The organism is Saccharopolyspora hattusasensis, from assembly GCF_050972075.1.
In the GTDB taxonomy this organism is placed as follows: domain Bacteria; phylum Actinomycetota; class Actinomycetes; order Mycobacteriales; family Pseudonocardiaceae; genus Saccharopolyspora; species Saccharopolyspora hattusasensis.
This window is the reverse complement of sequence record NZ_JBPCDC010000001.1, coordinates 8,559,567-8,584,148: the sequence shown is the minus strand read 5'-3', so window position 1 is coordinate 8,584,148 and position 24,582 is coordinate 8,559,567. Positions and strand designations below refer to the sequence as shown.

Annotated in this window: 30 protein-coding genes and 2 pseudogenes; 18 read left to right on the top strand and 14 right to left on the bottom strand. The window is 68.7% G+C overall.

All coding sequences use genetic code 11. The annotated features are described in order from the left end of the window. Positions 1–7 precede the first annotated feature (7 nt). Positions 8–1,147 carry a coiled-coil domain-containing protein gene (locus tag ACRXBZ_RS40730; RefSeq protein WP_433883619.1) on the bottom strand — a complete coding sequence of 380 codons (1,140 nt, stop codon included), beginning with the start codon at positions 1,145–1,147 and terminating at the stop codon, positions 8–10. 82 nt (positions 1,148–1,229) lie between these two features. After that, positions 1,230–1,415: a hypothetical protein gene (locus ACRXBZ_RS40725; RefSeq protein WP_433883618.1), complete on the bottom strand. Its 186-nt coding sequence runs from the start codon at positions 1,413–1,415 to the stop codon at positions 1,230–1,232. Here ACRXBZ_RS40725 and ACRXBZ_RS40720 point away from each other — a divergent pair. The 3 genes from ACRXBZ_RS40720 to ACRXBZ_RS40710 all read left to right on the top strand — a co-directional run bounded on the left by ACRXBZ_RS40720 (position 1,401) and on the right by ACRXBZ_RS40710 (position 5,465). After that, positions 1,401–2,225, top strand: coding sequence for a pentapeptide repeat-containing protein (locus ACRXBZ_RS40720; protein ID WP_433883617.1), 825 nt, complete (start codon positions 1,401–1,403; stop codon positions 2,223–2,225). The two genes, ACRXBZ_RS40725 and ACRXBZ_RS40720, sit on opposite strands and share 15 nt — an antisense overlap. Before the next feature lie 238 nt (positions 2,226–2,463). Further along, positions 2,464–3,777 carry a DUF4158 domain-containing protein gene (locus tag ACRXBZ_RS40715; protein WP_433883616.1) on the top strand — a complete coding sequence of 438 codons (1,314 nt, stop codon included), beginning with the start codon at positions 2,464–2,466 and terminating at the stop codon, positions 3,775–3,777. Beyond that, on the top strand, positions 3,759–5,465 hold the full coding sequence (locus tag ACRXBZ_RS40710; RefSeq protein WP_433883615.1) for a Tn3 family transposase: 1,707 nt from the start codon (positions 3,759–3,761) through the stop codon (positions 5,463–5,465). Before ACRXBZ_RS40715 ends, ACRXBZ_RS40710 begins: the two co-directional genes overlap by 19 nt. Positions 5,466–5,654: 189 nt before the next feature. Here ACRXBZ_RS40710 and ACRXBZ_RS40705 read toward each other — a convergent pair whose 3' ends face one another. Continuing rightward, on the bottom strand, positions 5,655–5,843 hold the full coding sequence (locus ACRXBZ_RS40705) for a hypothetical protein (RefSeq protein ID WP_433883614.1): 189 nt from the start codon (positions 5,841–5,843) through the stop codon (positions 5,655–5,657). A 126-nt stretch (positions 5,844–5,969) separates the two neighbouring features. Beyond that, positions 5,970–6,731, bottom strand: a complete 762-nt coding sequence (locus ACRXBZ_RS40700; protein ID WP_433883613.1) for a TauD/TfdA family dioxygenase — start codon at positions 6,729–6,731, stop codon at positions 5,970–5,972. Positions 6,732–6,907: 176 nt separating this feature from the next. Between ACRXBZ_RS40700 and ACRXBZ_RS40695 the strand changes: the two genes are divergently transcribed. From ACRXBZ_RS40695 to ACRXBZ_RS40680, 4 genes and pseudogenes are all read left to right on the top strand, one after another. Then, entirely contained in the window at positions 6,908–7,345 is a 438-nt protein-coding gene (locus ACRXBZ_RS40695) for an NUDIX hydrolase (protein ID WP_433883612.1), read from the top strand. 6 nt (positions 7,346–7,351) lie between these two features. Continuing rightward, a pseudogene (locus tag ACRXBZ_RS40690) lies at positions 7,352–7,645 on the top strand (helix-turn-helix transcriptional regulator); the annotation flags it as partial. Positions 7,646–7,817: 172 nt separating this feature from the next. Continuing rightward, complete coding sequence (locus tag ACRXBZ_RS40685) at positions 7,818–8,591, top strand: hypothetical protein (protein ID WP_433884184.1); 774 nt, start codon at positions 7,818–7,820, stop codon at positions 8,589–8,591. 207 nt (positions 8,592–8,798) lie between these two features. Further along, a complete protein-coding gene (locus tag ACRXBZ_RS40680; RefSeq protein WP_433883611.1) occupies positions 8,799–9,422 on the top strand; it encodes a recombinase family protein in 624 nt (207 codons plus the stop codon). Between the two features lie 24 nt (positions 9,423–9,446). On the opposite strand, the gene ACRXBZ_RS40675 is transcribed toward ACRXBZ_RS40680, so the two are convergent. Beyond that, positions 9,447–10,058 (bottom strand): hypothetical protein, encoded by a 612-nt coding sequence (locus tag ACRXBZ_RS40675; protein ID WP_433883610.1) that lies wholly within the window; start codon positions 10,056–10,058, stop codon positions 9,447–9,449. A gap of 121 nt (positions 10,059–10,179) precedes the next feature. Between ACRXBZ_RS40675 and ACRXBZ_RS40670 the strand changes: the two genes are divergently transcribed. From ACRXBZ_RS40670 to ACRXBZ_RS40645, 6 genes are all read left to right on the top strand, one after another. Next, the gene (locus ACRXBZ_RS40670) at positions 10,180–10,599 is read left to right on the top strand and encodes a hypothetical protein (RefSeq protein WP_433883609.1); all 420 of its coding nucleotides are present in this window, start codon (positions 10,180–10,182) and stop codon (positions 10,597–10,599) included. 9 nt (positions 10,600–10,608) lie between these two features. Next, positions 10,609–11,022 carry a hypothetical protein gene (locus ACRXBZ_RS40665; RefSeq protein WP_433883608.1) on the top strand — a complete coding sequence of 138 codons (414 nt, stop codon included), beginning with the start codon at positions 10,609–10,611 and terminating at the stop codon, positions 11,020–11,022. Positions 11,023–11,024: 2 nt separating this feature from the next. Continuing rightward, positions 11,025–12,362, top strand: coding sequence for an ATP-dependent helicase (locus ACRXBZ_RS40660; protein WP_433884120.1), 1,338 nt, complete (start codon positions 11,025–11,027; stop codon positions 12,360–12,362). Continuing rightward, positions 12,302–12,595, top strand: coding sequence for a 3'-5' exonuclease (locus tag ACRXBZ_RS40655; protein WP_433883607.1), 294 nt, complete (start codon positions 12,302–12,304; stop codon positions 12,593–12,595). Before ACRXBZ_RS40660 ends, ACRXBZ_RS40655 begins: the two co-directional genes overlap by 61 nt. A 110-nt stretch (positions 12,596–12,705) precedes the next feature. Further along, positions 12,706–12,837 carry a Scr1 family TA system antitoxin-like transcriptional regulator gene (locus tag ACRXBZ_RS40650; RefSeq protein WP_433883606.1) on the top strand — a complete coding sequence of 44 codons (132 nt, stop codon included), beginning with the start codon at positions 12,706–12,708 and terminating at the stop codon, positions 12,835–12,837. Continuing rightward, on the top strand, positions 12,834–13,325 hold the full coding sequence (locus tag ACRXBZ_RS40645) for an AAA family ATPase (RefSeq protein WP_433883605.1): 492 nt from the start codon (positions 12,834–12,836) through the stop codon (positions 13,323–13,325). The genes ACRXBZ_RS40650 and ACRXBZ_RS40645 overlap by 4 nt, the downstream gene beginning before the upstream one ends. Positions 13,326–13,600: 275 nt before the next feature. Here the strand turns inward: ACRXBZ_RS40645 and ACRXBZ_RS40640 are convergent, their stop codons facing one another. After that, positions 13,601–14,245, bottom strand: coding sequence for an MBL fold metallo-hydrolase (locus ACRXBZ_RS40640; protein ID WP_433883604.1), 645 nt, complete (start codon positions 14,243–14,245; stop codon positions 13,601–13,603). A 136-nt stretch (positions 14,246–14,381) separates the two neighbouring features. On the opposite strand from ACRXBZ_RS40640, the gene ACRXBZ_RS40635 reads away from it, so the two are divergent. Then, positions 14,382–14,513: a hypothetical protein gene (locus ACRXBZ_RS40635; protein WP_433883603.1), complete on the top strand. Its 132-nt coding sequence runs from the start codon at positions 14,382–14,384 to the stop codon at positions 14,511–14,513. 187 nt (positions 14,514–14,700) lie between these two features. After that, a pseudogene (locus tag ACRXBZ_RS40630) lies at positions 14,701–14,973 on the top strand (Tn3 family transposase); the annotation flags it as partial. Between the two features lie 91 nt (positions 14,974–15,064). On the opposite strand, the gene ACRXBZ_RS40625 reads toward ACRXBZ_RS40630, so the two are convergent. Both ACRXBZ_RS40625 and ACRXBZ_RS40620 read right to left on the bottom strand, forming a co-directional pair. Beyond that, positions 15,065–15,568 (bottom strand): recombinase family protein, encoded by a 504-nt coding sequence (locus tag ACRXBZ_RS40625; protein WP_433883602.1) that lies wholly within the window; start codon positions 15,566–15,568, stop codon positions 15,065–15,067. A 166-nt stretch (positions 15,569–15,734) separates the two neighbouring features. After that, positions 15,735–16,097 (bottom strand): DUF6924 domain-containing protein, encoded by a 363-nt coding sequence (locus ACRXBZ_RS40620; protein ID WP_433883601.1) that lies wholly within the window; start codon positions 16,095–16,097, stop codon positions 15,735–15,737. Between the two features lie 265 nt (positions 16,098–16,362). Between ACRXBZ_RS40620 and ACRXBZ_RS40615 the strand changes: the two genes are divergently transcribed. Next, positions 16,363–16,881, top strand: coding sequence for a protein-L-isoaspartate O-methyltransferase family protein (locus ACRXBZ_RS40615; protein WP_433883600.1), 519 nt, complete (start codon positions 16,363–16,365; stop codon positions 16,879–16,881). Positions 16,882–16,895: 14 nt separating this feature from the next. Here ACRXBZ_RS40615 and ACRXBZ_RS40610 read toward each other — a convergent pair whose 3' ends face one another. Next, entirely contained in the window at positions 16,896–17,957 is a 1,062-nt protein-coding gene (locus tag ACRXBZ_RS40610; protein ID WP_433883599.1) for a tyrosine-type recombinase/integrase, read from the bottom strand. A 357-nt stretch (positions 17,958–18,314) separates the two neighbouring features. Between ACRXBZ_RS40610 and mug the strand changes: the two genes are divergently transcribed. Next, on the top strand, positions 18,315–18,902 hold the full coding sequence (gene mug, locus ACRXBZ_RS40605) for a G/U mismatch-specific DNA glycosylase (RefSeq protein ID WP_433883598.1): 588 nt from the start codon (positions 18,315–18,317) through the stop codon (positions 18,900–18,902). 286 nt (positions 18,903–19,188) lie between these two features. After that, a complete protein-coding gene (locus ACRXBZ_RS40600) occupies positions 19,189–19,629 on the top strand; it encodes a hypothetical protein (protein ID WP_433883597.1) in 441 nt (146 codons plus the stop codon). Between the two features lie 98 nt (positions 19,630–19,727). On the opposite strand, the gene ACRXBZ_RS40595 is transcribed toward ACRXBZ_RS40600, so the two are convergent. The 5 genes from ACRXBZ_RS40595 to ACRXBZ_RS40575 all read right to left on the bottom strand — a co-directional run bounded on the left by ACRXBZ_RS40595 (position 19,728) and on the right by ACRXBZ_RS40575 (position 24,349). Next, complete coding sequence (locus ACRXBZ_RS40595; protein ID WP_433883596.1) at positions 19,728–20,069, bottom strand: hypothetical protein; 342 nt, start codon at positions 20,067–20,069, stop codon at positions 19,728–19,730. A 117-nt stretch (positions 20,070–20,186) separates the two neighbouring features. Further along, entirely contained in the window at positions 20,187–21,092 is a 906-nt protein-coding gene (locus ACRXBZ_RS40590) for a tyrosine-type recombinase/integrase (protein WP_433883595.1), read from the bottom strand. A 7-nt stretch (positions 21,093–21,099) separates the two neighbouring features. Further along, the gene (locus ACRXBZ_RS40585; protein WP_433883594.1) at positions 21,100–21,459 is read right to left on the bottom strand and encodes a hypothetical protein; all 360 of its coding nucleotides are present in this window, start codon (positions 21,457–21,459) and stop codon (positions 21,100–21,102) included. A gap of 111 nt (positions 21,460–21,570) precedes the next feature. Next, on the bottom strand, positions 21,571–22,164 hold the full coding sequence (locus ACRXBZ_RS40580; RefSeq protein ID WP_433883593.1) for a hypothetical protein: 594 nt from the start codon (positions 22,162–22,164) through the stop codon (positions 21,571–21,573). Positions 22,165–22,180: 16 nt separating this feature from the next. Then, entirely contained in the window at positions 22,181–24,349 is a 2,169-nt protein-coding gene (locus tag ACRXBZ_RS40575) for a Tn3 family transposase (RefSeq protein ID WP_433883592.1), read from the bottom strand. Positions 24,350–24,582: the final 233 nt, after the last annotated feature.

Here is a 24,582-nt window from a genome sequence, read left to right as displayed (position 1 = left end):
AGGATCGCTACTCACGTCCCGGCTCCACCGGCGGGTCCGCCGGCGGCTGCGCGGCCGCCCGCATGGTCCGCAGCTCCTCCATCGCCGCGTCCAGCTGCCCTTCGGCGCGCTCCGCGCGTGCCACGGATTGCGCCTGCGCGTCCTGCATCGCCGCCATCCGCTGCGCGGCGGCGTCGCGCTCGGCCTGCATCCGCTCCGCGGATTCCGTCCGCAGCCGCTGCAGCTCCGCAGCCTGCTGCTCGCGCAACGCCACGAGCTCATCGCGCTGGCGCCGCGCCTCCGCACGCGCTTCCTCGGCTGCGCGCGTGAGCTCATCCAGGCGCCCCTGCGACGTCTCCGCCGCCTGCTCGGCTCTCGCCGCGCGCTCCACCGCCGCCGCCTGCTGCTGCGCCGCCGCGTCCATCTGCCGCCGCGCTTCTTCTTGCGCTGCTTGGATTTCCGCCGCCGCGTCCCGCTTGACCTGCTCGATGGTCTTGCGCGCGTCGGTGATCTGCCGGTCGGCTTCGCGACGGGCTGCCGCGATGGCGACCTCGGCTTCGTTGCGCGCGGCTTCGATATCCTGCCGCGCCTGCTGTTCGGCCCGGCGAGCCTGTTCCACGGCATCATCCCGTTCCTTGCGGGCGGCTTCGGCGTCCTGCCCGGCGGCTTCCGCGGCCGCGGTGGCATCCTCGGCCGCGGCCGCGGCGGCACTGCGGGCCTGCTCGGCGTCGCGGCGCTGCCGCTGGGCGGTGGCCAGCGCTTGCTCGGCTTGCGCGATGCGGTGTGCGGCTTCGGCTTGGGCGGCCTGGATCTGCGCCTCGGCGGCACTGGGATCAGCGATCGTAGCGAGTTCGGCGATGCCGGCGCGCAGGTTGCGGGTCAGTTGCTCCGAAAGGAGCCGGTACTGGCGCAACAACTCCTCGGCCCGCAGCCGCGCCCCGTCGTACTCCACGACAGCGACCGGCGACGCCTGGGCCTGTTCCTGCGCGGTCTGCAGGCGCTGCCGCTCCTTCCAGGCCCGCCACCGGGTGTGTTCGGGGAGGTCGCAGTACTCCGAGGGACGTCCCGGACCGCCGGTGCGCACGACTTCCCGCGTGCAGCCGGGAAACCGGCACACCCCCTCCGCCTGCTCGTCGGACACCGCATCGCGCACCGGCTGATCACCCATGGCCCGGGACGCTACCAACTGGTGGCGGGCATTCCGGTGAACGCCATCACTCGCGGCGTTCGAGCACTGCCAGCCCCGGCGATCACACCGGTGAAGAGGACTTCGCCCAGCCGCTGCTCATCGCCGAGCGGGTCCCGGAGGCCTCCAGTGCGCCCCGCCCTGCCCACAGCGCCACGAACTGCACCGGCCGCGACCGGGCCCGACCGGTCGGGGAGAATGCCGGCACAACACCTCGCGCCAGGAGATCAGCACGTTGTCCCACCAGCACCAGGCCCTCCCCACCGACGGCAGTCTGCATGCCGACTGCGCGAACTGTTTCGGGCTGTGCTGCGTCGCACTGCCGTTCGCCGCTTCTGCCGATTTCGCGGTGGACAAGGACGCCGGGCAACCATGCACGAACCTGCTGGCAGACTTCCGGTGCGGCATCCATTCCCAGTTGCGCGAGCGCGGCTTCCCCGGCTGCACCGTCTTCGACTGCTTCGGTGCCGGGCAGAAGGTCTCCCAGCTCACCTTCGGCGGTAAGGACTGGCGGCAGGCCCCGCGCACCGCGCGGCAGATGTTCGCCGTGTTCCCCGTGATGCGCCAGCTCCACGAACTGCTCTGGTACCTCACCGAAGCCTTGGCGCTGCAGGCCGCCAAGCCCATGCACGAGGACCTCCGCACGGCGCTGGAAGACACCGAACGACTGACTCGCGGCAGCGCCGACGAGATCACTGAGATCGATGTCGCGGCGCTGCGCCAGGACATCAATACCCTGCTGCTGCGCACCAGTGAACTGGTGCGGTCCAAGGTCGCGGGCCGCAAGAAGAACCACCGGGGAGCCGATCTCATCGGAGCCACGCTGCGCGGCGCCGACCTGCGGGGCGCGAACCTTCGCGGCGCCTATCTCATCGCGGCCGACCTTCGCGGCGCGGACCTGCGTTCGGCGGACGTGATCGGCGCGGACTTCCGGAATACGGATCTGCGCGGCGCCGACCTCACCGGCGCGATCTTCCTCACCCAGGCCCAGCTGGGCGCTGCCAAGGGCGACTCCACCACCAAGCTGCCCGCCGCGCTGGCCCGTCCCGCGCACTGGTAGCCCGCAGGGCGTGGCGTTCGGCTTCGGGTTCCGGGGGCGGTTTCAGCAGCCGACGGCAGCCGAACACGCACTGCTTCCGGGCCCGCAGCTGCGGCCGGAACCCGGCTGGCGTGCTCGGATCAGCGCGGACCAGCGAAATCCGCCCGATCCGGGGTGCCGGTAAGGAAGCTGTCACCAGCCGCAAGCGAGGCGCGTCCTCAGTGTTCAGAACGGGGCTGGGTGAGCCGATGAACAGCGGGTGGGACGGAAGGTCGACGAGGACGAGCTGATCGAGCGTTGGACGCTCGTTGGTGACGAGTTAGGCCAGGTCGCTGGGAAACGGGGGGCGACGCGCCTGGGGTTCGCGTTGTTGCTGAAGTTCTACACGCACTGGGGCCGGTTCCCCCGTGGCCGTGGCGAGCTACCCGGCGAGGCCATCGGCTACGTCGCGCGGCAGGTGGGGGTGCCGGCCACTGATCTGGGCTTCTACGACTGGGACGGCCGGACGTTCGAGTACCACCGCGCCCAGGTCCGCAAGTTCCTGGGGTTCCGCGAGTGCACGGTGGCCGACGCGGACAAGCTGGCGTTCTGGCTGGCCGGCGAGGTCTGCCAGCGGGAGCGGAAGGTCGAGCGGGTCCGCGAGGAGTTGCTGGCGCATTGCCGCGCGGAGGGGATCGAGCCGCCCACGTCCGGGCGGGTCGGGCGGATCATCTCCTCGGCGCTGAGCCAGGCGGAGAAGGCGCTGACGCTGCGGGTGGCCGGCAGGGTGCCGGCGGGCGCGGCCGCGCGGATGACCGCGCTGATCGCCGAGGCCAGCGACGATGCCGACGGCTCAGCCGACCACGGAGAGGACGGCCGTGAGCTGTTCGCGCAGATCCGCTCTGACCCCGGCAACGTCAGCCTGAAGACGGTCAAGGAGGAGATCGCCAAGCTGCGGGCGATCCGTGCGGTCGGCCTGCCGGCCGGGGTGTTCAAGGGGATCGCGCCGAAGGTGCTGGCCGCGTGGCGGACGCGGGCCGGGATGGAGGCCCCCAGCCACCTGCGCGGGCATCCCGAGGAGATCAAGCTGACCCTGCTGGCGGCGCTGCTGCACTGCCGGGAACGGGATATCACCGACACCCTGGTCGACCTGCTGATCGCCGTGGTGTATCGGATCAACGCCCGCGCCGAGAAGAAGATCACCGACGAGTTCGTGGCCGACCTGAAACGGGTGTCGGGCAAGGAGAACATCCTGTTCAAGATCACTGAGGCGGCGGTGGGAGCGCCGGACGGGGTGGTGCGGGAGGTGGTGTTCCCGGCGGCCGGCGGGCAGGGCCGGATGATGGAGCTGCTGGCGGAGTACAAGGCGAAGGGCAACACGTTCCGGCAGCATAAGCAGCGGGTGTTCAAAGCCTCCTACACCAACCACTACCGGGCGGGGCTGATCGAGCTGATCGGGGCGTTGGACGGTCGCACAACACGGTCCACCGGCCGGTCATCGAGGCCCTGGAGCTGGTCAAGCGGTACAAGGCGGAGACCACCCACGCCACCCAGTACTACGCCCACGGCGAGCGGGTGCCCGTCGAGGGGGTGATCGGCGCCGACCTGGCGGAGCTGCTGCACCGGGTGGACAAGCGGGGCCGGTCACGCGTGCAGCGCACCGTGTACGAGTGCGGGGTGTTCCAGACGCTGCGGGACAAGCTGCGGTGCAAGGAGGTCTGGGTGGTCGGCGCCGACAAGTGGCGCGACCCGGACGAGGACCTGCCGGCCGATTTCGAGGAGAAGCGCGCCGAGAACTACCGGGCGCTGCGCAAGCCGCTGGACCCCGACGCCTTCGTGGGCGAGGTCCGCGACGAGATGCGCGCCGAGCTGGCGGCGCTCAACGACGCGCTGCCCAGCCTGGACTGGCTGGAGGTCAAGGCCGGCCGCAGGCAGGGCGAGATCGCGCTGACCCCGTACGACGCCGCGCCGGAGCCGCGCAACCTGCGGCGGCTGAAGGCGGCGATCCGGGCGCGGTGGGGCGTGGTGCCGCTGATGGACATGCTCGCCGAGACCGCGATGCGCACCGGCTGCCTTGCCGCGTTCACCCCGCTGGGCACGCGCGGGGAGATCGACCCGGCTGTGCTCGCGGAGCGGTTGTTGCTGCTGGTCTACGCCTACGGCACCAACACCGGGATCCGGGCGGTCGCGGCCGGCGACCACAGGCACAGCGAGGACGACCTGCGCTACATCCGCCGCCGCTACCTCACCGTCCCCGGCTGCCGGGAAGTCGCCCGCGCCGTCGCCAACGCCACGTTCGCCGCCCGCCAGGCGTGGCTGTGGGGCGAGGGCACCACCGCGGTGGCCAGCGACTCGACGCACTTCACCGCCTACGACCAGAACATCTTCACCGAGTGGCACTCGCGCTACCGACGCGGCAAACGCGGCGTGCTGATCTACTGGACGGTCGAGGACAAGGGCTCCATGGCGGTGCACTCCCAGCTCCTGTCGTGCTCGGCCTCGGAGGTGCACGCGATGGTCGAGGGCGCGATGCGCCACGGCACCGACATGGACATCGAGTCCAACTATGTGGACTCCCACGGCGCCTCGTTCGTCGGGTTCGGCATCACCCGCCTGCTGGGCTTCGACCTGATCGCGCGCTTCAAGCAGATCAACCGGATGAAGCTGTACCTGCCCGACAAAGGCGCCCCGGACGCCTACCCACTGCTGTCGCCGGTCATGGCCCGGCCGATCCGCTGGGACCTGATCGCCCAGCAGTACGACCCGATGGTCAAATACGCCACCGCGATCCGGCTGGGCACCGCCTCCACCGAGGCGATCCTGCGCCGCTTCACCCGCGACGTCACCCACCCCGCCTACGCCGGGATGCTGGAGCTGGGCCGCGCCCAGCGCACCATCTTCCTGGCCCGCTGGCTGCGCGACCGTGACCTCCAGCGGGAGACCACGGCCGGGCTGAACGTGGTGGAGAACTACAACGGCGTCAACGACTACATCCACTTCGGCAAGTCCGGCGAGTTCGCGTCCAACCGCCGCGAGGAACTGGAGCTGGGCATGCTGTGCCTCCAGATCCTCCAGTCCTGCCTCGGGTTCGTGAACACCCTGATGATCCAGGACGTCCTGGCCGAGTCCGAGTGGGCCGACGCCCTCGGCGACACCGACCGGCGCGGCCTGACCCCGCTTTTCACCTCGAACACGAATCCCTACGGGGACATCCAGCTCGACACCAGCCGCCGCCTGGCCCTCGGCGGCCCCGCCCCCGCCGCCGAAGAAGAGGATGGCTAAGAGCCTCAGAACAGGGCGTACACGGCAAGCGTTACATCTATGAACTGCGGAAACGTCGCAGTGGCCAGGGTGTCTCGTGAACCTACGTTCGTGCGCCAGTCGGCTTCTGCTGCCTGACCGGCGCGCGGCGGACCAGCGGGTTCACCGCTACCTGACCCCTCGCCGCAGCTTTGGGAGTTCGGGGCCGTATCAGGTCGCCGAGAGCGCGCGGCTGCCTTTCGCGGTGTGGGTGTCCTCGTGGAGGTTGAGCACCGTCAGGTCTGCGTATTGCTCGCCGCAGGCGTAGCAGGTATGCGAAAGCCGGGCGTGGTACTGCTCGACGGTCTCGCCGGACCGGCGCTTCATCCACGGTTTCCGGGCTTCGGGTGTCACGCTCATGATCGCCGCCTCTGGGGCTTCCTGCGGCCGGCGATCCACCAGCAGGCGAACAGAGGCCCGAACAGGACCAGCCATGCCAGGAGGCCGAGCAGAGCGCCGACGATGTCGGACATGGAATCACCAGGCTCAGAGACGGGTGTCGGGTTCGAAACCGGTGGGAATCCCTAGATGCGGCAACGGTTCCGCGTTGATGCGGTGCATCCGGCGTTGGCCGGTGAAGGCATGCCGGCCGTGGAGCCATCGGCAGTTGTTCAGGATGTAGCCGTGTCCCGATTCGAGGCCGAACGTGATGGTGTGGCGGTCGATCGATGCCCGCAGCGCGGCCAGCCAGTGCGTGACGTCCGGCGCGAACTGGGCGAGTTCGTCGAAGCGGAGCCGGACCGCAACGAGGCCGTCAGCGCTTCGTTCGAAGATCGCGCCGAGGTGCCCGCAAGCCCCGCCGAACATCGCGGATCGCGGCTGCGACAGTGCGTGCAGGGCTTCGGGTTCGGTCTCGGCGAGATCCGCGTAGACGGCTTTGCCGTCGATCGCGATGCATTCCCCGCCGCTGGCCGCTGGCTGTCCGCACGCCATCAAGAGCAGGGCGGGCGGCGTGGCGACTCCGGATCGATCGGTGTGCGGGTTCAAGGCGTCGGTGCTGAATCCGGCGAATCCTGCCTGGTGCCCGACCTTGCCGAGGTTGGCGATCGTGGTCACGCCATCGGTGGTGCTGTCCCGGTGTGGCGTGATTGCTCCGAGCGACCGTGCGAGCGCGAGCAGTCTTGCCTGGTCGTGGACGCCTTCGATGAGCACGAATCCATCCGCCGCGAGTGTCGCGACAAGCTCCGCTTGCCCGGCGGTGGCGGTGATGTCGACTCGACGCTGTTCGACGGTTGACGTGGGGAGCATCGCGGTCCCTCCGGAATTCTCGGTCAGATGGCCTTCCAGCTCAGCCCGTCTCGTTGATCGCGTCCACTGACGGATTGTCACCACGTGTCACGTCACGGATCCGCCGTGTGGTTCCCGGCGCGGTGCTACGTTGCCGGTTGAACGGTCGCTGTCGATCAGGCTCGGAGGCTGCCCAGATGACTACGCCCGGCTACGTGCCGCGCAGCTACTCGATCTCGATCAAGGGGGTCGTGGTCCGGGATGGTGCGGTGCTGCTGCTGAAGAACGAGCGCGGGGAATGGGAGCTGCCGGGCGGCCGGATCGAGCTGGGCGAGACCCCGGAAGAGTGCGTAGCTCGGGAGATCACCGAAGAGACGGCGTGGCCGGTGACGACCGGGCCGATTCTGGATTCGTGGATGTACTACATCGACGCGGCCGAGAAGCACGTCTTCATCGTGACCTACGGCTGCTACCCGGACACCGATGCCGAGCCGGTTTTGTCCCACGAACACACCGAAATCGGCCTGTTTCCTGAGTCGGTGATCGCCGGTCTGACCATGCCCGAGGGCTACAAGCGCTCGATCGCTACCTGGTTCGCCCGAATGCGGGCAGCGGAGTCCGAACTCGTGAGGTGAGCGAGCATGGCCGCTCGGCGGTGTGAGGCGTGCGGGGTGGAACTCGGCCGCTACGCGATCGAGCCGGTCTGCCCGACGTGCCACGCAACCGCGAACGCGCCGAGGCCGGTCCTGCCGGCCGCACGGCTGGCACCGGCAGTGTGGATGTGGTCGGCACCTGAAGCCAGCACCGCGCTGGCCACACGTGATCTCGCGACGATCCTGCGTGTCTACCGGCGGTTGAACCGGCTCAGTCAGGAGAAGATGGCTGCCGTGCTCGGGTACGACAAGACCTACATCTCGATGATCGAGACCGGCCGCCGAACGATCAGCGACGTCGCGACCCGCCGGCATATCGCACGCACTCTGGGACTGCCTGCACATGCGCTTGGCGTGACCGACTCCAACGATGTCGACTTCGCCGCGATGCTCCAGTTCGGCGATTCGACCGTTCGTCTCGCCGAGATCGCTCGCCAGTCCAGCCGTGCGGTCGATGCTGTCAACGAGCTGTGGCCGCTGGTCGCCCGGCTGGAAGCCCCAGCGGCTGAAGGGCACATCGAACGCGACAGCCTCGCTTGGGACTGTGCTGCCCGAGGAACGGCTTACCGCTGCCGCACGCTGGACCGGCAAGGCGCTGATCGTCGCGCAGCGGCTCGGCGACCGCGTGTTTCTCGCCCACACTCTGCGGATGCACGGCAACGAGCTACGCAAGGCCGGACACGTGCCGGCTGCCGTTGCCCGGCTCGAACAGGCCGTTGAGTTGGCCGACGATCCAACAGGGCACGGGACCGCACTCGCCTTGTTGTCTCGTGCCGCAGGCGAGCTCGGTGATGGCGACCGGTTCGATCGCGCCATCACCGGTTACCGCGATCTCCTCTACCAGCACCCCGGCAGCGGGCTGCTGTTCAACCCGTTCACGTTCCGCGAGATCGAGCTACGCGGCCTGGTAGCGACCGGACGCGCCCGCGAGGCGGTCCGGATCGTCGAGACGGCTCGAGTGGATGCCGCACCGGCCGCGCCGCAGTGGCACATCATCGAGCGCGTCACCTCCGGTCGTGTCCTGCTGGAAACGGGCGACCGGCAGGGCGCGGCGCACGCGTTCTCGACGGCCGTGCGCGCTGCCGAAGCTCACCGGCTGCCGCACCAGATCCAGCGCGCCATCCGTGCTGCCGAGTCCGGTCACGTACACGACGTCGCCGCCGACGGCATGGCCGCGCTACAGCGGCTTCGGGACCTGCTCGGTCCGCCCGCGATCAGCGCTTCTTGACCGCCTGCACGCATCAGGTCCCGTCGGCGGCCTGGCAGGACGGCCCGGCGCTGCCGAACGTGCGGCGAGGGGTCAGGTACGGCCAGTGTCCGTAAGCCGATCCCTTGCCGGACAAGATCATCCGGCCTGCGCAGGGAATCGCGACCTGGGCCGATCGTGTCACGTTAAGGGTGTACGGTAATGATGTAACGCATAGGGGTGTCAAACGTGACACGGGAGGCGGGTATGGGCATCCTCATCGGGTACGCGCGCTGCTCCACCGACAAGCAGGACCTCGCCGCGCAGCGGGAGGCCCTGCTCGGCCTCCGGGTCGCCGCCGACCGGATCTACCTCGACCACGGGCTGACCGGAACTAAGAAGGAACGGCCCGGCCTGCGCGAGGCCCTGGCCGCCGTCCGCTCTGGGGACACCCTGGTCGTGCCGAAGCTCGATCGGCTCGCCCGCTCCGTGCCGGACGCCCGGGAGATCGGGGACTCCCTGGCCGGGCGGGGGATCAAACTGTCGCTGGGCGGGCAGGTCTACGACCCGACCGACCCGATGGGCAAGATGTTCTTCAACATCCTCGCCACCTTCGCCGAGTTCGAGGTCGACCTGCTGCGCATGCGCACCCGCGAGGGCATGGCCATCGCCAAGGCCAAGGGCAAGCTCAAGGGCAAGCGCCCCAAGCTCTCCCCAGCCCAGCAGCGCCACCTGCTCGACCTGCACCACGCAGGCGAGCACACCGTGGTCGAGCTGGCCGAGCTGTTCAACGTCTCCCGCCCCGCCGTCTACCGCGTGCTGGACCGCGCCAAAGCCGACGCGCCCAGCATCCAAGACCGCGCGGGAACCTGACCCCGGCAACACGATCGCCGCTGTTCACAGGCTCCCCGAAACCCCGTTTGCGGCTGGTGACAGCTTCCTTACCGACACCCCCGATCCTCGGCCAGTGCCCTGCCTGCGGGCAGGGCACTGATGATCTTTTGGCAAGATCGCCGGGTGCGCTTCTACGCCGATCTGCACATCCACTCGAAGTACTCCCGCGCGTGCAGCAAGGACTGCGACATCGAGCACCTGACCTGGTGGGCCCGCCGCAAGGGCAGCACGCTGGTCGGGACGGGCGATGTCACCCACCCCGCCTGGTTCGCGCACCTGCGCGAGGTCCTGGAACCAGCCGAGCCCGGCCTGTTCCGGCTGCGCGGCGACCTGGACGCGGAATTCACCCGCGGCATGCCCGCCAATTGCGGCGGGCAGGTGCGTTTCATGCTGTCCGTGGAGGTCTCCACGATCTACAAGCACGGCGAGCGCACCCGCAAGGTGCACCACCTGTGCTACCTGCCGGACTTCGCCGCCGCCGAGCAGTTCAACCAGCGGTTGGGCCGCATCGGCAACCTCGGCTCGGATGGCCGTCCGATCCTCGGCCTGGACTCGCGGGACCTGTTGGAGATCACCCTGGAATCCGGCGACGGCGCCTACCTGGTGCCCGCGCACATCTGGACGCCGTGGTTCGCGGTGCTGGGATCCAAGGCCGGGTTCGACGCGATCGAGGACTGCTTACCGGGACCTGGCCCGGCACATCTCGCTGGAGACCGGGCTTTCCAGCGATCCGGAAATGAACTGGCGAGTTTCCGCTCTCGACAAGTACACGCTGGTCAGCCATTCCGGCGCGCATTCACCGCCGATGCTGGGCCGCGAGGCCAGCGTCTTCGACACGGACCTGGACTACTTCGCGGTCAAGCGGGCGCTGGAGACCGGCGACGGTTTCGCCGGCACCGTGGAGTTCTTCCCCGAGGAAGGCAAGTACCACCTCGACGGGCACCGCAAGTGCCAGGTGCGCTTCGAACCCGGCGACACACGCGCCCACAGTGGACCGTGTCCGTGCTGCGGCAAGCCGCTGACCGTCGGCGTCCTGCACCGCATCGACGCGCTCGCCGACCGGCCCGAGGGCATCCGACCGCCCGGCGCGGCCGGTTTCCGCAACCTGATCCCGCTGCCGGAGATCGTGGGCGAGATCCTCGGGGTAGGCCCCTAGAGTAAGAAGGTGTTCGGCGAGGTCAGCGACCTCACCGCCGCCCACGGCCCGGAACTGGCGATCCTCCAGGACGTGCCGGTGGACGAACTGCACCGCAGCAACGCCGCGATGGCCGAGGCGATCGAGCGGCTGCGGCGCGGACAGGTGCTGCGCGATCCCGGCTACGACGGCGAATACGGCACCATCCTGGTCTTCGAACCCGCCGAACTCACCCGGTTGCGCACCGGCGACGCGCCCGCGCTGTTCGATGACGCGCTGTTCATCCAGCAACCGCAACCCGAACCTGCCGCTTCACCGGTTGCCCGGCCGCTGCCCGAGCCCGGACTGCGGCCCGTCGTCGCCCCGACCACCGGGTCCGGCGTGCTGGCGGGCTGCATCCAGACCAGCGGGCCGCGGCCGAAGTCCCGGAAGGTCCGTTGCTGATCGTGGCCGGTCCGGGCACCGGCAAGACCCGCACCGTCACCCACCGGCTGGCGCACCTGGTACTGGAACGCGATGTCCCGGCCGAGCAGTGCCTGGCGATCACCTTCACCCGCCGCGCCGCCGGGGAGATGACCGAGCGCCTGCACGCGCTCATCGGCGCGCAGGCGCAGCGGATGACCGTGGCGACCTTCCACTCCTTCGGCCTGCAGGTCCTGCGCGAACACCACGAGGAGCTCGGGCTCGGCGCCGATTTCGGGTTGGCCGACGCCGCCCGCCAGCAGGAGATCCTCACCGCCATCACCGGCGATGAACGCAACGCGCGCAAGGCGAAGGCACAGCTTTCGCCGGTGCGCCGCGGCGGCGAGGCGGACCTGGACACCGAAGCGATGCTCGCGGCCTACCTGGCAGTACTGCGCGAGCAGAACCTGGTCGACTTCGACGACCTTGTCGTGCTGGCGGTGCAGCTGCTCACCGATCACCCCGGCATCGCCGGGCAATACCGGCGGCGGTACCGGTGGATCACCGTCGACGAATACCAGGACGTCGACGAGCTCCAGTACCGTCTGCTGCGGCTGATCGCGCCGGCCGGGGCCAACCTGACCGCCATCGTCGACCCCGACCAGGCGATCTACTCCTTCCGCGGCGCCGACGTCGGTTTCTTCCTGCGCTTCGAGCGTGACTACCCGAGTGCGCCGGTGCTGGCCCTGACCCGTAACTACCGCAGCGGCGCCCACATCCTCGACGGTGCGATCCGCGCCATCACACCGTCCACATTGGTCGCCGATAGGCGGCTGCAGCCGGCCTCGGGTCGGCAGGCGCACCGCATCACGGCCCACCAGGACGATGACGAACGCGCGGAGGCGGCGTTCGTGGCGCGCACGATCGACCAGTTGCTCGGCGGCGCGTCGTTCCACTCTCTCGACAGCGGCCGAGTCCTCGGCGACGGTCCCGGCGGCATCGGGTTCAACGACATCGCGGTGCTTTACCGCGCGGACTCACAGTCGCACGCGATCCTCGACGAGCTGACGCGCTGCGGCCTTCCGGTGCAGAAACGCTCGCACGACCGGCTTTCCGCCCGCCCCGGCGTCGACCTCCTGGTGCGCGAGCTGCTGCACGTCGCCGACCGCACCGGCCCGGTGACCGAACAGCTGCGCATGGCCGCGAAAACGGTCGCCGACACCGTGCCCGAAGACCCCCGGCCCGACGTCCACACGGCGGTGGAACTGCTCGGGCGCTGGCGCAGCGCTGCGGAGAGGACGTACAGCGGTTCTGCCGGGAGGTGCTGCTCGGTGCCGAGGTCGACACGCTCGACCCACGCGCCGAGGCGATTTCCCTGCTGACCTTGCACGCAAGCAAGGGCCTGGAGTTCCCGGTGGTGTTCCTGGTCGGCTGCGAGGACGGTCTGCTGCCGCTGCGCTGGCCGGGAACCGAGCCCACCGAGGACGAGGTGGCCGAGGAACGCCGCCTGTTCTTCGTGGGCATGACCCGGCCCAGGACCACCTCTACCTCACCCGCGCGGCACGCCGAACGATCCGGGGCAGTGCCCAGGACCGAACACGCTCGCCGTTCCTGACGCCCCTCGACGACGCGATCACCAAGACTGAAACCCCCACCCGCCGCCCCCGCCTAGCCCAACTAACCCTCCTGTAGGCCGACCAGGCGACATGTGGGGACCATGGGCACATGCTCCAAACCGAGGAATACGCCAGCGCGACCACGTCCAGCACCCCACGAGTGAACCAGGACCACAGCGAACGCTTCGTCAGCTTCCGCATGGCCCGGACCAGGCGCCTGAGCGACGCAGAACGGCCTTGACGACGTTGGTCGAGCGGCTGGCCGCCGCCGGGTACGCCTGGTCACCGGAAGCGGGCCGCGGTGTGATCACCGATCAGCTCGCCATCGGTGGCCGCGGGCTGCCCTGGGCCGATCGGGCGTTGTTCGCCGAGCTGATGCTCGGCTGGGACCTGCGCTCGCACCGGCAGGCCCACGTCCGCCCCGGCCCGGTGATCTTCGACCGCGGGCTGCCCGATATCATCGGCTACCTTCGGCTGAGCGGCCTGCCCGTGCCTGAGCACGTGGATACCGCTGCGCGGCGGTTCCGGTATAGTCGGCGGGTCCTGATCGCGCCGTTCTGGCCGGAGGTCTACCGGCAGGACGGCGAACGCAAGCAGTCCCTCGCCGAGGCCGAACGCACCTGCGGGCACATGGTTGCCGCCTACACCGACTACGGCTACGAACTCGTGCACCTGCCGCGCACCACGGTGAACGAGCGGGTGCGTTTCGTGCTCGACGAACTGCGGTAAGACCTGCTCTCACGCCCCGAATGCGAGGCATTCCCGACTGGCGCGTGCGCCTCTGCCGTTGTCGCTGCGCGTTTGGGCTCTGTGAAATGCTGCTCGACGCCTTTCTCGTGGTACCGATGGTCCAGCGATGCCCACGGCGATCACTTGTCCACTGTGGAGCAGCTCGGGCACAGGGTGGCCGCCTACACCGACTACGGAAGTGGGCAGCCATGCCGGTGAGCACAAGCGTGATGATCTTGTCGAGGCGCGGCTTTTCCGAAGCGGCATGGACCTGATCAGCGCAGCCGGTAGGTCCTGCCCTCAACGCCCCATTCGCCGAAGGGCGGGGACTGGCCGCGGTCGATCGCGCGGATCGATGGGCGTCCGATGTGGGCGAATACAAGCCGCGCGACACCGGCGCGGGTGGCGCGTTCGGCGGTGTCCAGGGTCGCGGCGTGGCCGCCGACGCCACCGGCGAAGCGGATCGGCCGGTCCCAGCCGGCCGCGTCGGCGAACATCAGCTCCGCGCCGGCGGCCCAGTCGGGGAAGGCCCAGAACTCCGGTGCCCACACGGAGCGGTGGCCGTGGTGTTCGATGAGGTAGCCGTAGGTGGGATGCGAGGTGTGTTCGACCGGCAGAGGACGCAACCGGACCCCACCGGCCTGGTACTCGACCACCCCGGCAGGCACGCCGAGAGCGGCACTGCGCCGCCGGATCGAAGGCATCAGCTCCGCGCGTTCGTCGCAGACCAGCCAGGCATCGACATGCTCACCTTCCTCAGCGGTGCCGCCGCCGTCGATGACCACCCGATGCCCCGCCCAGCGCACCGCCAGTCCCGCAGGGCGGTAGCGGGCCGAGTTCATCGCCCCCACGCCCAGCAGCATCAGGTCCACTCCTGCACGATCCTCCGGCCGCAACGTCCAGCGCACCCCGGAAAGCAATCAATCCAGGCGGAGTGGCCTGCGCCGAACGGTGCCCGGCGGTCCAGGTCGGGCCGGTGGCCGACCGGCGGGCATCGGGGTGCTCCTGGTGGGCATGGGGGGCGCATCCCGCCAGCGATCGCCGAAGGAGTTGTCGATGAGCACCGTGGTGACCACCGCAGCGGAACACGCTGCGGCAATCAGCTCTGGAGCGGACGTGATCGAGGTGGTTGGCACGATCACCGGCTCACCGATGATCACGCTTCCTCAGGTGTGCGACATCCCGTGAGTTCGGTGGTTCCTCGTTGGGAACGTGAGGGTGGGTTGCCACCAGGAACAGGGCGTTCAGGGTGATTCCCGCACCAGCACCCCGGCGTGGATGTGTTCGTGCCCGTGATCTCGCCGTTGTCGGCGGAGGATGTGCCGGCCGAGGCGGTCGCGCTGAAGGCGGAGCTGACCGAGATGCTGCCGTTCGCGCCGATCGTCGGCAGAACGCCCTGGCCGCAGCGCTCAAGGAGTACGGGGCACTCCGCAGAACGATCTACGCTGCTAGGTACTTGTCGGATCCGGCGTATCGCCGCAAGATCTCCCGCCAGCTCAACAAGGGCGAAACGTTGCACGCGCTGAAGCGGGACCTGCTGTATGCCCACGAGGGCACGGTCCGTGCTCGTCACCTTGAGCAGCAGACCGAGCAGGCGTGGTGCCTGACACTGACGACAAATGCTGTGATCGCTTGGACGACCGAGTACGGCCTCGGGGATCAATGGACCAGCCGTTGGCGGTAAGGACCATCTGAGGCCGTTGTAGCTGGTCAGCCCCGCCGGTCGGGGTTTTGTCACATCATGTGCGGAGTCGGTCCTGGTGAGAAATCTGCCAAGTGACGGGTAGTGGTTGGTCAGGCGTCGTTGTCGGCGAGGGCGCGGTAGAGCGAGCGATTAAGGGGTGCTGGCCAGCATTTTTGCCGGTTTTGATGGTCAGCTTCTTGACGATGTCGGGCATCGGGATGCCTTTGTCGCGGAGGGCGCGGGCAAAGAGCACGTCGTCTTCGTCGATGACTTTGGGGCGGCCGTGGTTGCCGCGTGCGGGGGCTTGTTGGCCTTCGAGGGTTTTCTCGCGGATGTAGTCGCGGTCGAGTTGGGCGGCGACGGCGAGTACGGCGAAGAGCATGGAGCCCATGCTGTGTGGGTCGTAGATCCCGGTGAGCGGCCCGGTGAGTAGTTCCAGTTGCACGCCGCCGCCTTGCAGTTGGGCGGACAGCGTCATCAGTTCGGCGGCGTTGCGGGCGAGGCGTTTCATCTCGTGCACGGTCAGGATCGGCATGGCGAGCACCGCGGGTTCCGGCACCGAGGACGTCCCCGCGTCGGCCGGGCTGACCGAGGTTCAGCGCGGCCAGGCGATGGCGGGATTCGCGTTGCTGTGCTCGCACGTCGGGGACGGCGTCGCGCTGGCCGGTGCAGCGAGGTATGCCGGGGTGCCGCTGCGCACGGGCGCCCGCCGCCGCTTCGTGACCTCAGTCCCCGGCGGGCGGTTCGGGGTCGTAGCTGAGCATGGGTCGCACGATGCCGTCGTCGTCCGCGGAGTCCGCGAAGTCTTCCCAGTCCATGTTCGCGATGGACAGGTTGTTCTCGATTTCCGCCGCCGCAAGGGGGGTGGCGCGGAAGGTCCGGACGTCGTCGTCATCGAGATCGACGACCAGCACGTGATGTTCGGCGGATTCCATGGTCATCTTGTCGGCGATCATCAGGAACCGCCAATCCACACCCGGTGGCACCAGCTGAACGAGTTGTTCGGCGGTCAGTCCTTCGAATTTGACGTCGTCGACCGGTTCCACCGATGCGGCCCAGTGGATCGCCGACACCGCGGCCCGCCGCACCCCGAACGCGATCCAGCGCCGTCTCGGCCGGGTCGTAGAAGCGGGTCTTGCCGTCCACGTCGGCGTAGCGGCCAAGCAGCTCCAGGGCCGGCATGATCGGTTCGCGGATCGGTCTCCTGCAGCGGCCGTGGCGGGGCGATGATGCGGGTGGAGGCAGTTCGATGCACCCCGCCGGACCTAAGGAGCTCGTGCGCGCGGCCCGTCACGCGGGCGTGACCGATGAGCGCGTGCTCAGGGTGTTGCTTGCGAGCCACGTGAGGTGTTCGTGCCGTTGGAGGCTCGCACTGCCGCCTACGACGATGCGCCGCTGCTGATCGGCCACGGCCAGGTCACGACGCAGCCTTCTTTGTCGGCGCTGATGCTGGAGGGGCTCGCGCTCACCGGCGGCGAACATGTTCTTGAGATCGGCACCGGGGTAGGTTTCCAGACCGCGTTGCTGGCTCGGCTGGCCGGTGATGTGGTCAGCATCGAGTGGTGGGCGGATCTGTCCGGGCAGGCCGGCCGTGTTCTAGCGGCCGAAGGTGCGAGCAATGTCGAGTTGGTCGTCGGAAATGGCAGCCGCGGATTTCCCCAGCGGGCTCCGTTCGACGCGGTGCTGGTCTCGGCCGCTGCACCGGATGTGCCTGCTGCGCTGGTTGAGCAGTTGCGCCCGGGTGGGCGTTTGGTGCAGCCCATCGGTGTCGGCGATGAGCAGGTGGTGCTGTTCGAACGGCGGGAATCGGGACTGCGGCGCGTGGATGTGCTTGCGCTGGCCCGATTCGTGCGGCTGCGGGGCGACGACTGAGCATCATATTTTCGTCACCGTGACATAAGTGACCAACGCGATTCCTCTTGGGAATCAGGTGATTCTGGTCCGGTTCGGTGCGTTGCGCTGGCGACGAGGTGCGCCGGGTCGCGGGTCAGGGACAGGGCGACGTGATCGTAGAGCTGGGTGATCGCGGCCGAGGAGTGGCCGAGGGCGTCGCGGCGGTCCTCCAGGGCCGCTCCCCTTTCCCGGGCGATGGTGTTGAAGGCGTGCCGCATCGAGTGCGGGGTGATCCGCTGGGGCATCGGCACCCCGGCCTGGGCTGCCAGGGCCTGCACAAGCCGGTAGACCTGGTGGCGGTTGACGCGCCTGCCGTTCCGGCTGACCAGCAGTGCGGACGTGTCGGCGCCGGACGGGCGGGCCTGAAGGTAGGCGTCAAGCACGGGGGCCAGCGGAGCCGGGATCGGTCGGGTACGGACCTTGCCGCCCTTCATGCGCACGGTCAGCACTCGAAGTCCGTCGCGCTGCCCGAGATCGGCCAGGTCGGCGTTACACAGTTCGGAGACCCGGATGCCCAGGTCGATCAACAGCATCATGGCCAGGGCCGCTGCCTGCGGGTCGAGGGTGCGGTGCGGATAGCTGCGGCTGCTGGTCAGCATCTGCGCCGCCTGTTGTTCGGACACGCTGGCTGTCGTCGAATGCCGGCGGTCGTAGCGCGGGCGGGCGGCGTCGCGAGCAGGGTTGGCGTCGATCGCCCCGGCTCGCACTAGGAAGGTGTACCAGCTGGAGACCGCCGCGAGCTTGCGTGCCCGGGTCGAGGCTGCGAATGGGCGCCCGGTGCGGGGGTTGGTCGCGGCGGCCAGCTGGGCCGCGTACATCTGCACCTCGGGCAGCCGCATCGTCAGCGGATCGAGGTCGCGCTGGGTGCACCACGCCAGGTACTCACGCAGATCGCGTGCGTAGGCGGCGCGGGTGTCCGCGGAGTCGGCGAACGAGCCCAGCCAGGCCGAGATCAACGCGGTGATGGTATGGCCGGTCCGAGTGGTCGCGGCCAGCAGTTCCGTTTGCGTCCCCACCGGCAGGACTCCGCCACCAGACCCCGAGATGATCTTCATGCGCCAACCTTACCGCACATAAGCGCGATTATGCGCGGTGGCTCTCCGGCCGTTCTCCTCGCCGAATTTTTGTTTCGTTTAGTTTGTAACGTTATTCAATTCATGTCACGTAATTGATGGCGGGAGCGCGGAGGCGCCGAATTGGGGCTTGCGGGGGCGCAATGGCGCGGCGCTACTGCTCGGGAACACCCACGTCGACCGCTCCCCCCTCCCGGTGGCCCGCTCGTTAAGGGGCGGCGGTCTTGGGGGGCGACCACCTCGGCCGGGGCTGACCGAGGTGGTCGTATCGCGGTCCGGGGTGTAGTGGCCTCCGGGTTAAAGTCCTGTGTGGTTTGCGGGGACTGGAGGTGGGAGTTGGTGGGGAACCGGCCGAGCGCGCGGGAGCTGGCCGCGGCGGAAGGGGCGAGGATTCCAGACGTCCTCTCCCCCGGTTTGCGGGTGCTGTTCTGCGGGATCAATCCTGGTCTGTGGTCGGGTGCCACGGGTTTCCACTTCGCGCGGCCGGGCAACCGGTTCTGGCCGGCTTTGCACGCCGCTGGGTTCACCCCGCGACTGCTGCGGCCGGACGAGCAGGCGGAGTTGCCTGGTTTCGGGTTGGGCATCACCAATTTCGTGGCGCGGGCCAGCGCGCGGGCGGCGGAGCTCTCGGACGAGGAGTTGCGGGCCGGCGGGTTAGCGTTGGTGGAGAAGGTGCGGCGGTTTCGGCCGGAATGGGTGGCAGTGGTAGGAATCACCGCTTACCGGGTGGCTTTCGGCGAGCGGCGGGCGACGGTGGGCCGGCAGGACCGCCGGATCGAGAGGGCCGGGCTGTGGGTGTTGCCGAATCCGAGCGGGCTCAACGCGCATTGGACGACGGGCACCCTGGCTGCGGAGTTCCGCCAGTTGCGGCAGGTCGCGATGGGCGACGAGGCGCCGCAGCAGGGGCTTGGCGGTAGCGGCGGCTGACCCGGATCGGGCCGCCGGCGGGACGTTGTCGCAACCGATGCTGGCAGGACTGGGTTTTCCGGCAACTGGGCGGATCTTGATTACGCCGAATGGCCGCGTTGGTACTGGGTGTGATCGCGGGACGAGAGCTAGGGAACACGGGGGTGTGCTTTATCTGTCCGTTACCGGTAGGGTCTGATCCGCCGGTGAAGGAATCCCCTGATCTGGCGACATTGGCCGTTTGTCCCCCGCAGAGTCGATACGGATGACTATTCAAGACGACCTTGCTCGACCGTGGTTCCAGCCCGTGGTCGCGTCGGAAGACCAGCAATCGCGACTGGACCCGGGACCGCCGACTACCCGCATCGTGGGCCAGCTGCCCCTGGATGAGGTGTTCGTCCCGGCCCGCCCGGCGGTGCCACCACCACCGATGGCCAACGCCCCGTCGCGGGTGGAGGTCACCCAGCCCTACATTCCCGCGATTCGCGATGAGCAGCCCCAGTTCGCCAAGCGGCTCAACGCCGACCCGTCGGCTGCGGCCGCGGGTATGACGGGTCCACAGCCACAGCCACAGCCACAGCCACAGGCGTCGGCTTCGGCTTCGGTCGCGGCGCCGACCGAGCGGACCAAGCCGGTCGCGCAGGCTCCGGCTGCGCCGGTGAAGAAGCGCAGCCTGGTTCGCCGGGTGGTGCGTCGTATCATCGGTCCTGATCTGCTGCGCAAGGATCCGCCGAAGAAGAGGCGGTAGTAGCGGAGCGAGAAAGCGGTGGCCTTGGCACTGGCGCAGACCTGCATCCTGCGCTGGTGCCAAGGCCACTGTTGTTTCGTGGGCCGTGTTCCCGGCCGTCAGGTCAGGTCGGGGGTTTGAGTCTGGTGAGGTCGCGTATTCAACTGTCGCGAGTTCCCGGTGGTTGTAGCGGGTGAGTGATCGCCGGGGGCGTATCGGCTCCAGGTGGCGCCGGCCTGGGCGGCGAGCTTGGATGTGGTGACGGGGTGGTAACCGAGGGCGTCGGCAACGATCGGAGCTGGCATGTCCTGCAGGTGCTGCCGGATCGCGGCGCTCCTGCTGGCGGCGGTGGGAACCCCGAGTTGATGGACGAGTTTTGCGAGGTATTCCGGTCGTAGTGGTTGATCGGCGCGGCGGCCGGGAAATAACCAGGTGGCGGCGGGGTTGGTCGCGGTGCGCATGTTCGCGCGATGGGCCGCGTAGTCCAGTAGCAACACGGCGAAGGACTCGGCCTGTCGTTAAGGACGGTGTCACGAGCCGCCAACTTCCGGGTGACAGCTGGTCAGGACCGTGTCGGGCTACTGCTCGAAGACGGTGTCGACGATTTCGGCTTGTTCGGCGGCGCCGGCGCGGAAGTACCGGGCTGAGGTCTCGACCGATGCGTGGCCGAGTAGTGCTTGGACCTGGGCGACGTCGGCGCCGCCTTGGCGTAGCCGGGTGCCGTAGGTATGGCGTAGCCGGTGCGGCCGCAGGCCTTTGATTCCGGCGGCTTCGCCGACGGCGAGGACGACCTGGGTGATACCGGAGATGGTCAGCCGCCCGCGCTGCCCGGTCCATAGCGGGCCGGGCTGGTTGCCGCGTTCGGCGATCCAGGCTGACAGGCGTTCCCGTGCGACGGCGGGCAGCGGAACGTCGTGGACTTCGTCGCCTTTGCCGTGCAAGCGGATGCTGCCGGTACGGGCGGTGATCGCGACGTCGTCGAGGTCGAGGCGTTCGCACTCTTCGACCCGGGCGCCGGCGTAGAGCAGGACCGCGATGATGGCCGCGTCCCGCGCACCCCGGCGAAGCGAGGCGCGCTCGGCCTTGCCCTGCTGCGCGGAGCTGAGCGCGTCCGGCTCGCCGGGGCGCGGCACGCGGACACGTTTGACGGTGATCCGCAGCTGCGGGCCGTGCTCGTAGAGCAGGGTCACCGCAGCGAGCGCCTGGTTGATCGAGGCCGGGCTGGCTTTCGCCGAGCGGATGAGGTGCTTGCGCCAGGCGGTGACCGCGGCCTCGGCGCCGACGAGGTCGGTGAACGCGTCGGGATGCTTCGCGGCGTTGCGGGTGAGCCAGGCGACGTAGGCGGCGCACTGGCGCCGGTAGGCCTTGACGGTGTTCGCGGCGAGCTTGCACCGATCGAGGTAGCGGCCGACCGTGGCCGCCGCCTGCTCGGCGAACCGGCCGACATCGCCGCTGGAGTGTAGCGAGGTAACGGTTGCGCTCACGATGTGGTCAGGGCAGGAGCCCGGCCGCGTGCAGCCGGGCTCGGCGCTGGCGTGCCTGCACGCTGATCTCGTGCCGATCGCAGCCACACCGGCCCACGCCGGGCTCGTAGTACTCGCGGCCGGCCTCGGCCGCGGCGATCGACGCACGCGACTTCTCGCCGCCCCAGTGACAGCGGCCCTCGATGCAGTCACCACAGGTTGCCATGATCTCCAGCCAGTTCAACGCGTCCAGCAGCGCAGCGCGCCGTGGCTGGTAGTCGGTCAGCTCCGGGTCTTCGATGACCGCGGCGAGCGCGTCGATCGCGGCGTGCTGCTTGGCCTCGAACTGGTCGAGCCGGGCGAGTCGGTCGTCTGTCGCTGGGTTCATCCGCCGCGCTCCTTCTTATCCGCTGAGTTTCGACCGGGCTTTCAGCTGTCGCTGGTCGACATTATCCACTGAGACACTACCCAGGCTCAGCGGATAATAATAGTTATGCACTCAGTCGGTATTCGGGGTTTCGGCGTCCCGCTGCAATCGCTCCCAGTCCTCATACTCCCGCTGCATGTTGTCCATCCCGGAGTCGTAGGCGTGTCGCAAGTCCGCCATGAACGTCGACTCCTGCGCCGGTTCGCCGCGCAAGTACCGACCGATCACGGCGCGCCCCTCTTCGCAGGCTCGGCTGATCATCAGCTCCGGATTCGCAATGGTGAGATGGCCTAGTCTGGTCACGACATACGAGGCGTGGAGCGAGTTGTAGACCAGCTCAACTTGACGACGCACTGTCTCGTCGTTGAAGTACTCGACGGCCTCGCCGAGGCGCTCGTGCTGTTCGCGGGCGGGGTCCAAGTCTCCCGCGGGGGTGACGTTGCTCCACTCGACAACGGTGCTCTGATGTCGTTGTAGATGCCGCAGTGCGGCGATGGCCTCGCGCGCCTTCTCCCGGCCTTGTTCGGTCAGAGCCGTCTGTTTCTCGAATTCGTGCTGGCGCTCTTGGTTCTTGCGTGACTGCCGGCCGCCGAACCAGCCACCGAATCCGGCTGTGATGCTCGCGCCGACCACCGTCCCCACAGGGGCGACCCATTCCCATGCCATCTTCGCTCCTGCTCTTCTACGCGCCGGGCAGCGGCGCGGCCGTGCCGAGGGTAAGGCGGGAGTTCATGTTGAGCTTGAACTCGCCGTGCATCGCCACGTGCGCCCACATCAGCGGCGTCAGCCCGCGGTAGTCCACCGGACTGAACGAGGCCGCCCATTCGGGCTCGGCGAGAACGTCCTGGATCATCAACGTGTTGATGTAGACCATGGCCGCCTGAACGATGTGGAGGCACAGCACCGCCATTTCCTGCTCGTCGCGGCGGTTGGAGGCGATGTCGCCGGCCTTGCCGTAGAAGATCTGCGCGTTCGCCCCGTTCCACGACTCGACGACGTTGAGCCCGGAGTTAACCTCCCGCTGCTCGTCGCGCGAGCGCAGGTACCGACAGAGGAACACGGTGCGCTGGGCGCGGCCGACCTCGAGCATCGCCTGGTAGGTCGGGTGGGTCGCGGCGCGGGTGAAGCGGCGCAGGATCGCCTCGGTGGAGGCGGTGCGGTTGTTGATCGCCGTGGCGTACTTGACCAGCTGGTCGTACTGCTGCGCGATCAGGTCCCACCGGATCGGGCCGCGCCGGGCCAGCACCGGCGTCAGGTCCGGGATCTGCGCCCGGAAGTCGGCTTCGGGCAGGTAGAGCTTGGTGACGTTGATCCGCTTCAACCGGGGCTTGAGCTCGAACCCGAGCAATTTCGTGATGCCGAACCCGATTTCGGACTGGCCGTGGGAGTCCACGTAGTTGGCCTCGACGTCCATCTCGGTACGGTGGTGCATCGCGCCCTCGACCATCGCGGCGACCTCGGAGGCGGTACACGACAGCAGCTGCGAGTTGATCGCCATGGATTTCTTGTCCACGTGCCAATAAATCAGAACACCTCGTCCGCCGTACCGGACGTGGTGCTGGGTGAACAGGTTCTGGTCGAACGCCCCGAAGTGCGTGGAGTCCGACGCGACCGCCCCGGTCCCGGTGCCCCAGATCAGGTCCTGGCGCGCAGCGAAGGTCGCGTTCGCGATCGCCGCGGCGAACCGCCGCGCCCCCTCGGCCGAGAGGTAGCGGCGGCGCGCGTAGCGCAGCTCTTCTTCGGTGTGGCCGTGGTCGCCTGCGCCGATGGCGCGGATCCCGATGTTCGTGCCGTACCCGAAGATCGCGAGGATCAGCCGCTCGGCCAGCTCCGCACGGTCCAGCCCTCCTCGTGACCCGGCCGGGGCGAAGTGGTCCAGGATCCCGATCCGCAGCGCGGTCTCCTTGAGCATGTCCAGCAGCGGCACCAGGCCCCACCTGGTCCGGATCTCGTTCTTGAGCTTGCGCAGGTTCTTCGGCTCCGGGTCCGCCTCCAGCGGCGAGAGCGTGATCCGCCCGGCGCCGCGCGCCGAGATGGTCAGCCAGTCGCAGTTCGGCAGGGCTTCCTGCAGGGCGCGCAGCTCGCCGGCCATCTCCGCGCGCAGCGGCTCGATGAACTCCGCCGCGTCCAGCGGCTTGGACAGCTCGGCGTAGTACTGGCGGCGCCGCTCGACGAAGTCCGGCGGCAGGTCCTGCTCCGGATCGCGGAACTTGTCCGCGCCCTCGACCCAGATCTCCTTGCACCGCAACCGTTCCCGTAGAGCCTTGAACAGGCACACCTCGTACACCGTGCGCACGATCCTCGACGCGCCCGGCACCCCGCGCCACGCCAGCTCCACCCAATCGCCCTCGACAATGCCGTCCAACGGCACGGACTCGCCCAGCGGGTAGGACTGCACGCGGGGTTCGGCGTGGCGCAGGACCAGCTCGATCCCGGTGATGACCGGGGCGTGAGTGTCGTTGTTCGACCGGAACGACAAGGTGCGCAGCAGCTTGATCATCCCGACCCGGTAGTGGTTCGAGTACGACGCGCGCAGCTTCACCTGCACGTTGCGGCGGAACTCCGGGCTCGACGCCTTGTACTCGGCCACCACCTCCTTCAGCGTCGACTCCCCGCCCGCCACCGGGTACACGACCTCGCGGACCGCGCCGTCCGGGCGCTTGAGCGAGGCCTCGGCCATGCGGGCGAGCAGCGCGTTCTTGTTCCGGACCTTCTTGAACGAGGCCACCATCTCCTCGGTCACCCGCCGATCCGCCCGCGCGTTGATCGTGTGCACAGTGGAGATCAGCAGCTCGACCAGCGTGTCGGTGATCTCCCGTTCCCGTTCCACCAGCAGCGCCGAGAGCAGCACCCACCGCGTCGTCGGAGCGAAGCCGCGGAAGTGCGAGCGACTGGACCGCAGCGCGGGCCCGCCACCCGGACACGATCTTCGGCGCCACCCACACCAGCAATTCGCCCGGCAGGCCGATCGCACGGATCGTCTCCAGCTTCGCGATCTCGTCGAGCATCGTGTTCAGGCTCAATCGGCCGGGGTCGGACTTCACCCACACCAGCACATCCCGCGTGGGATCCTCCCGTTCCACG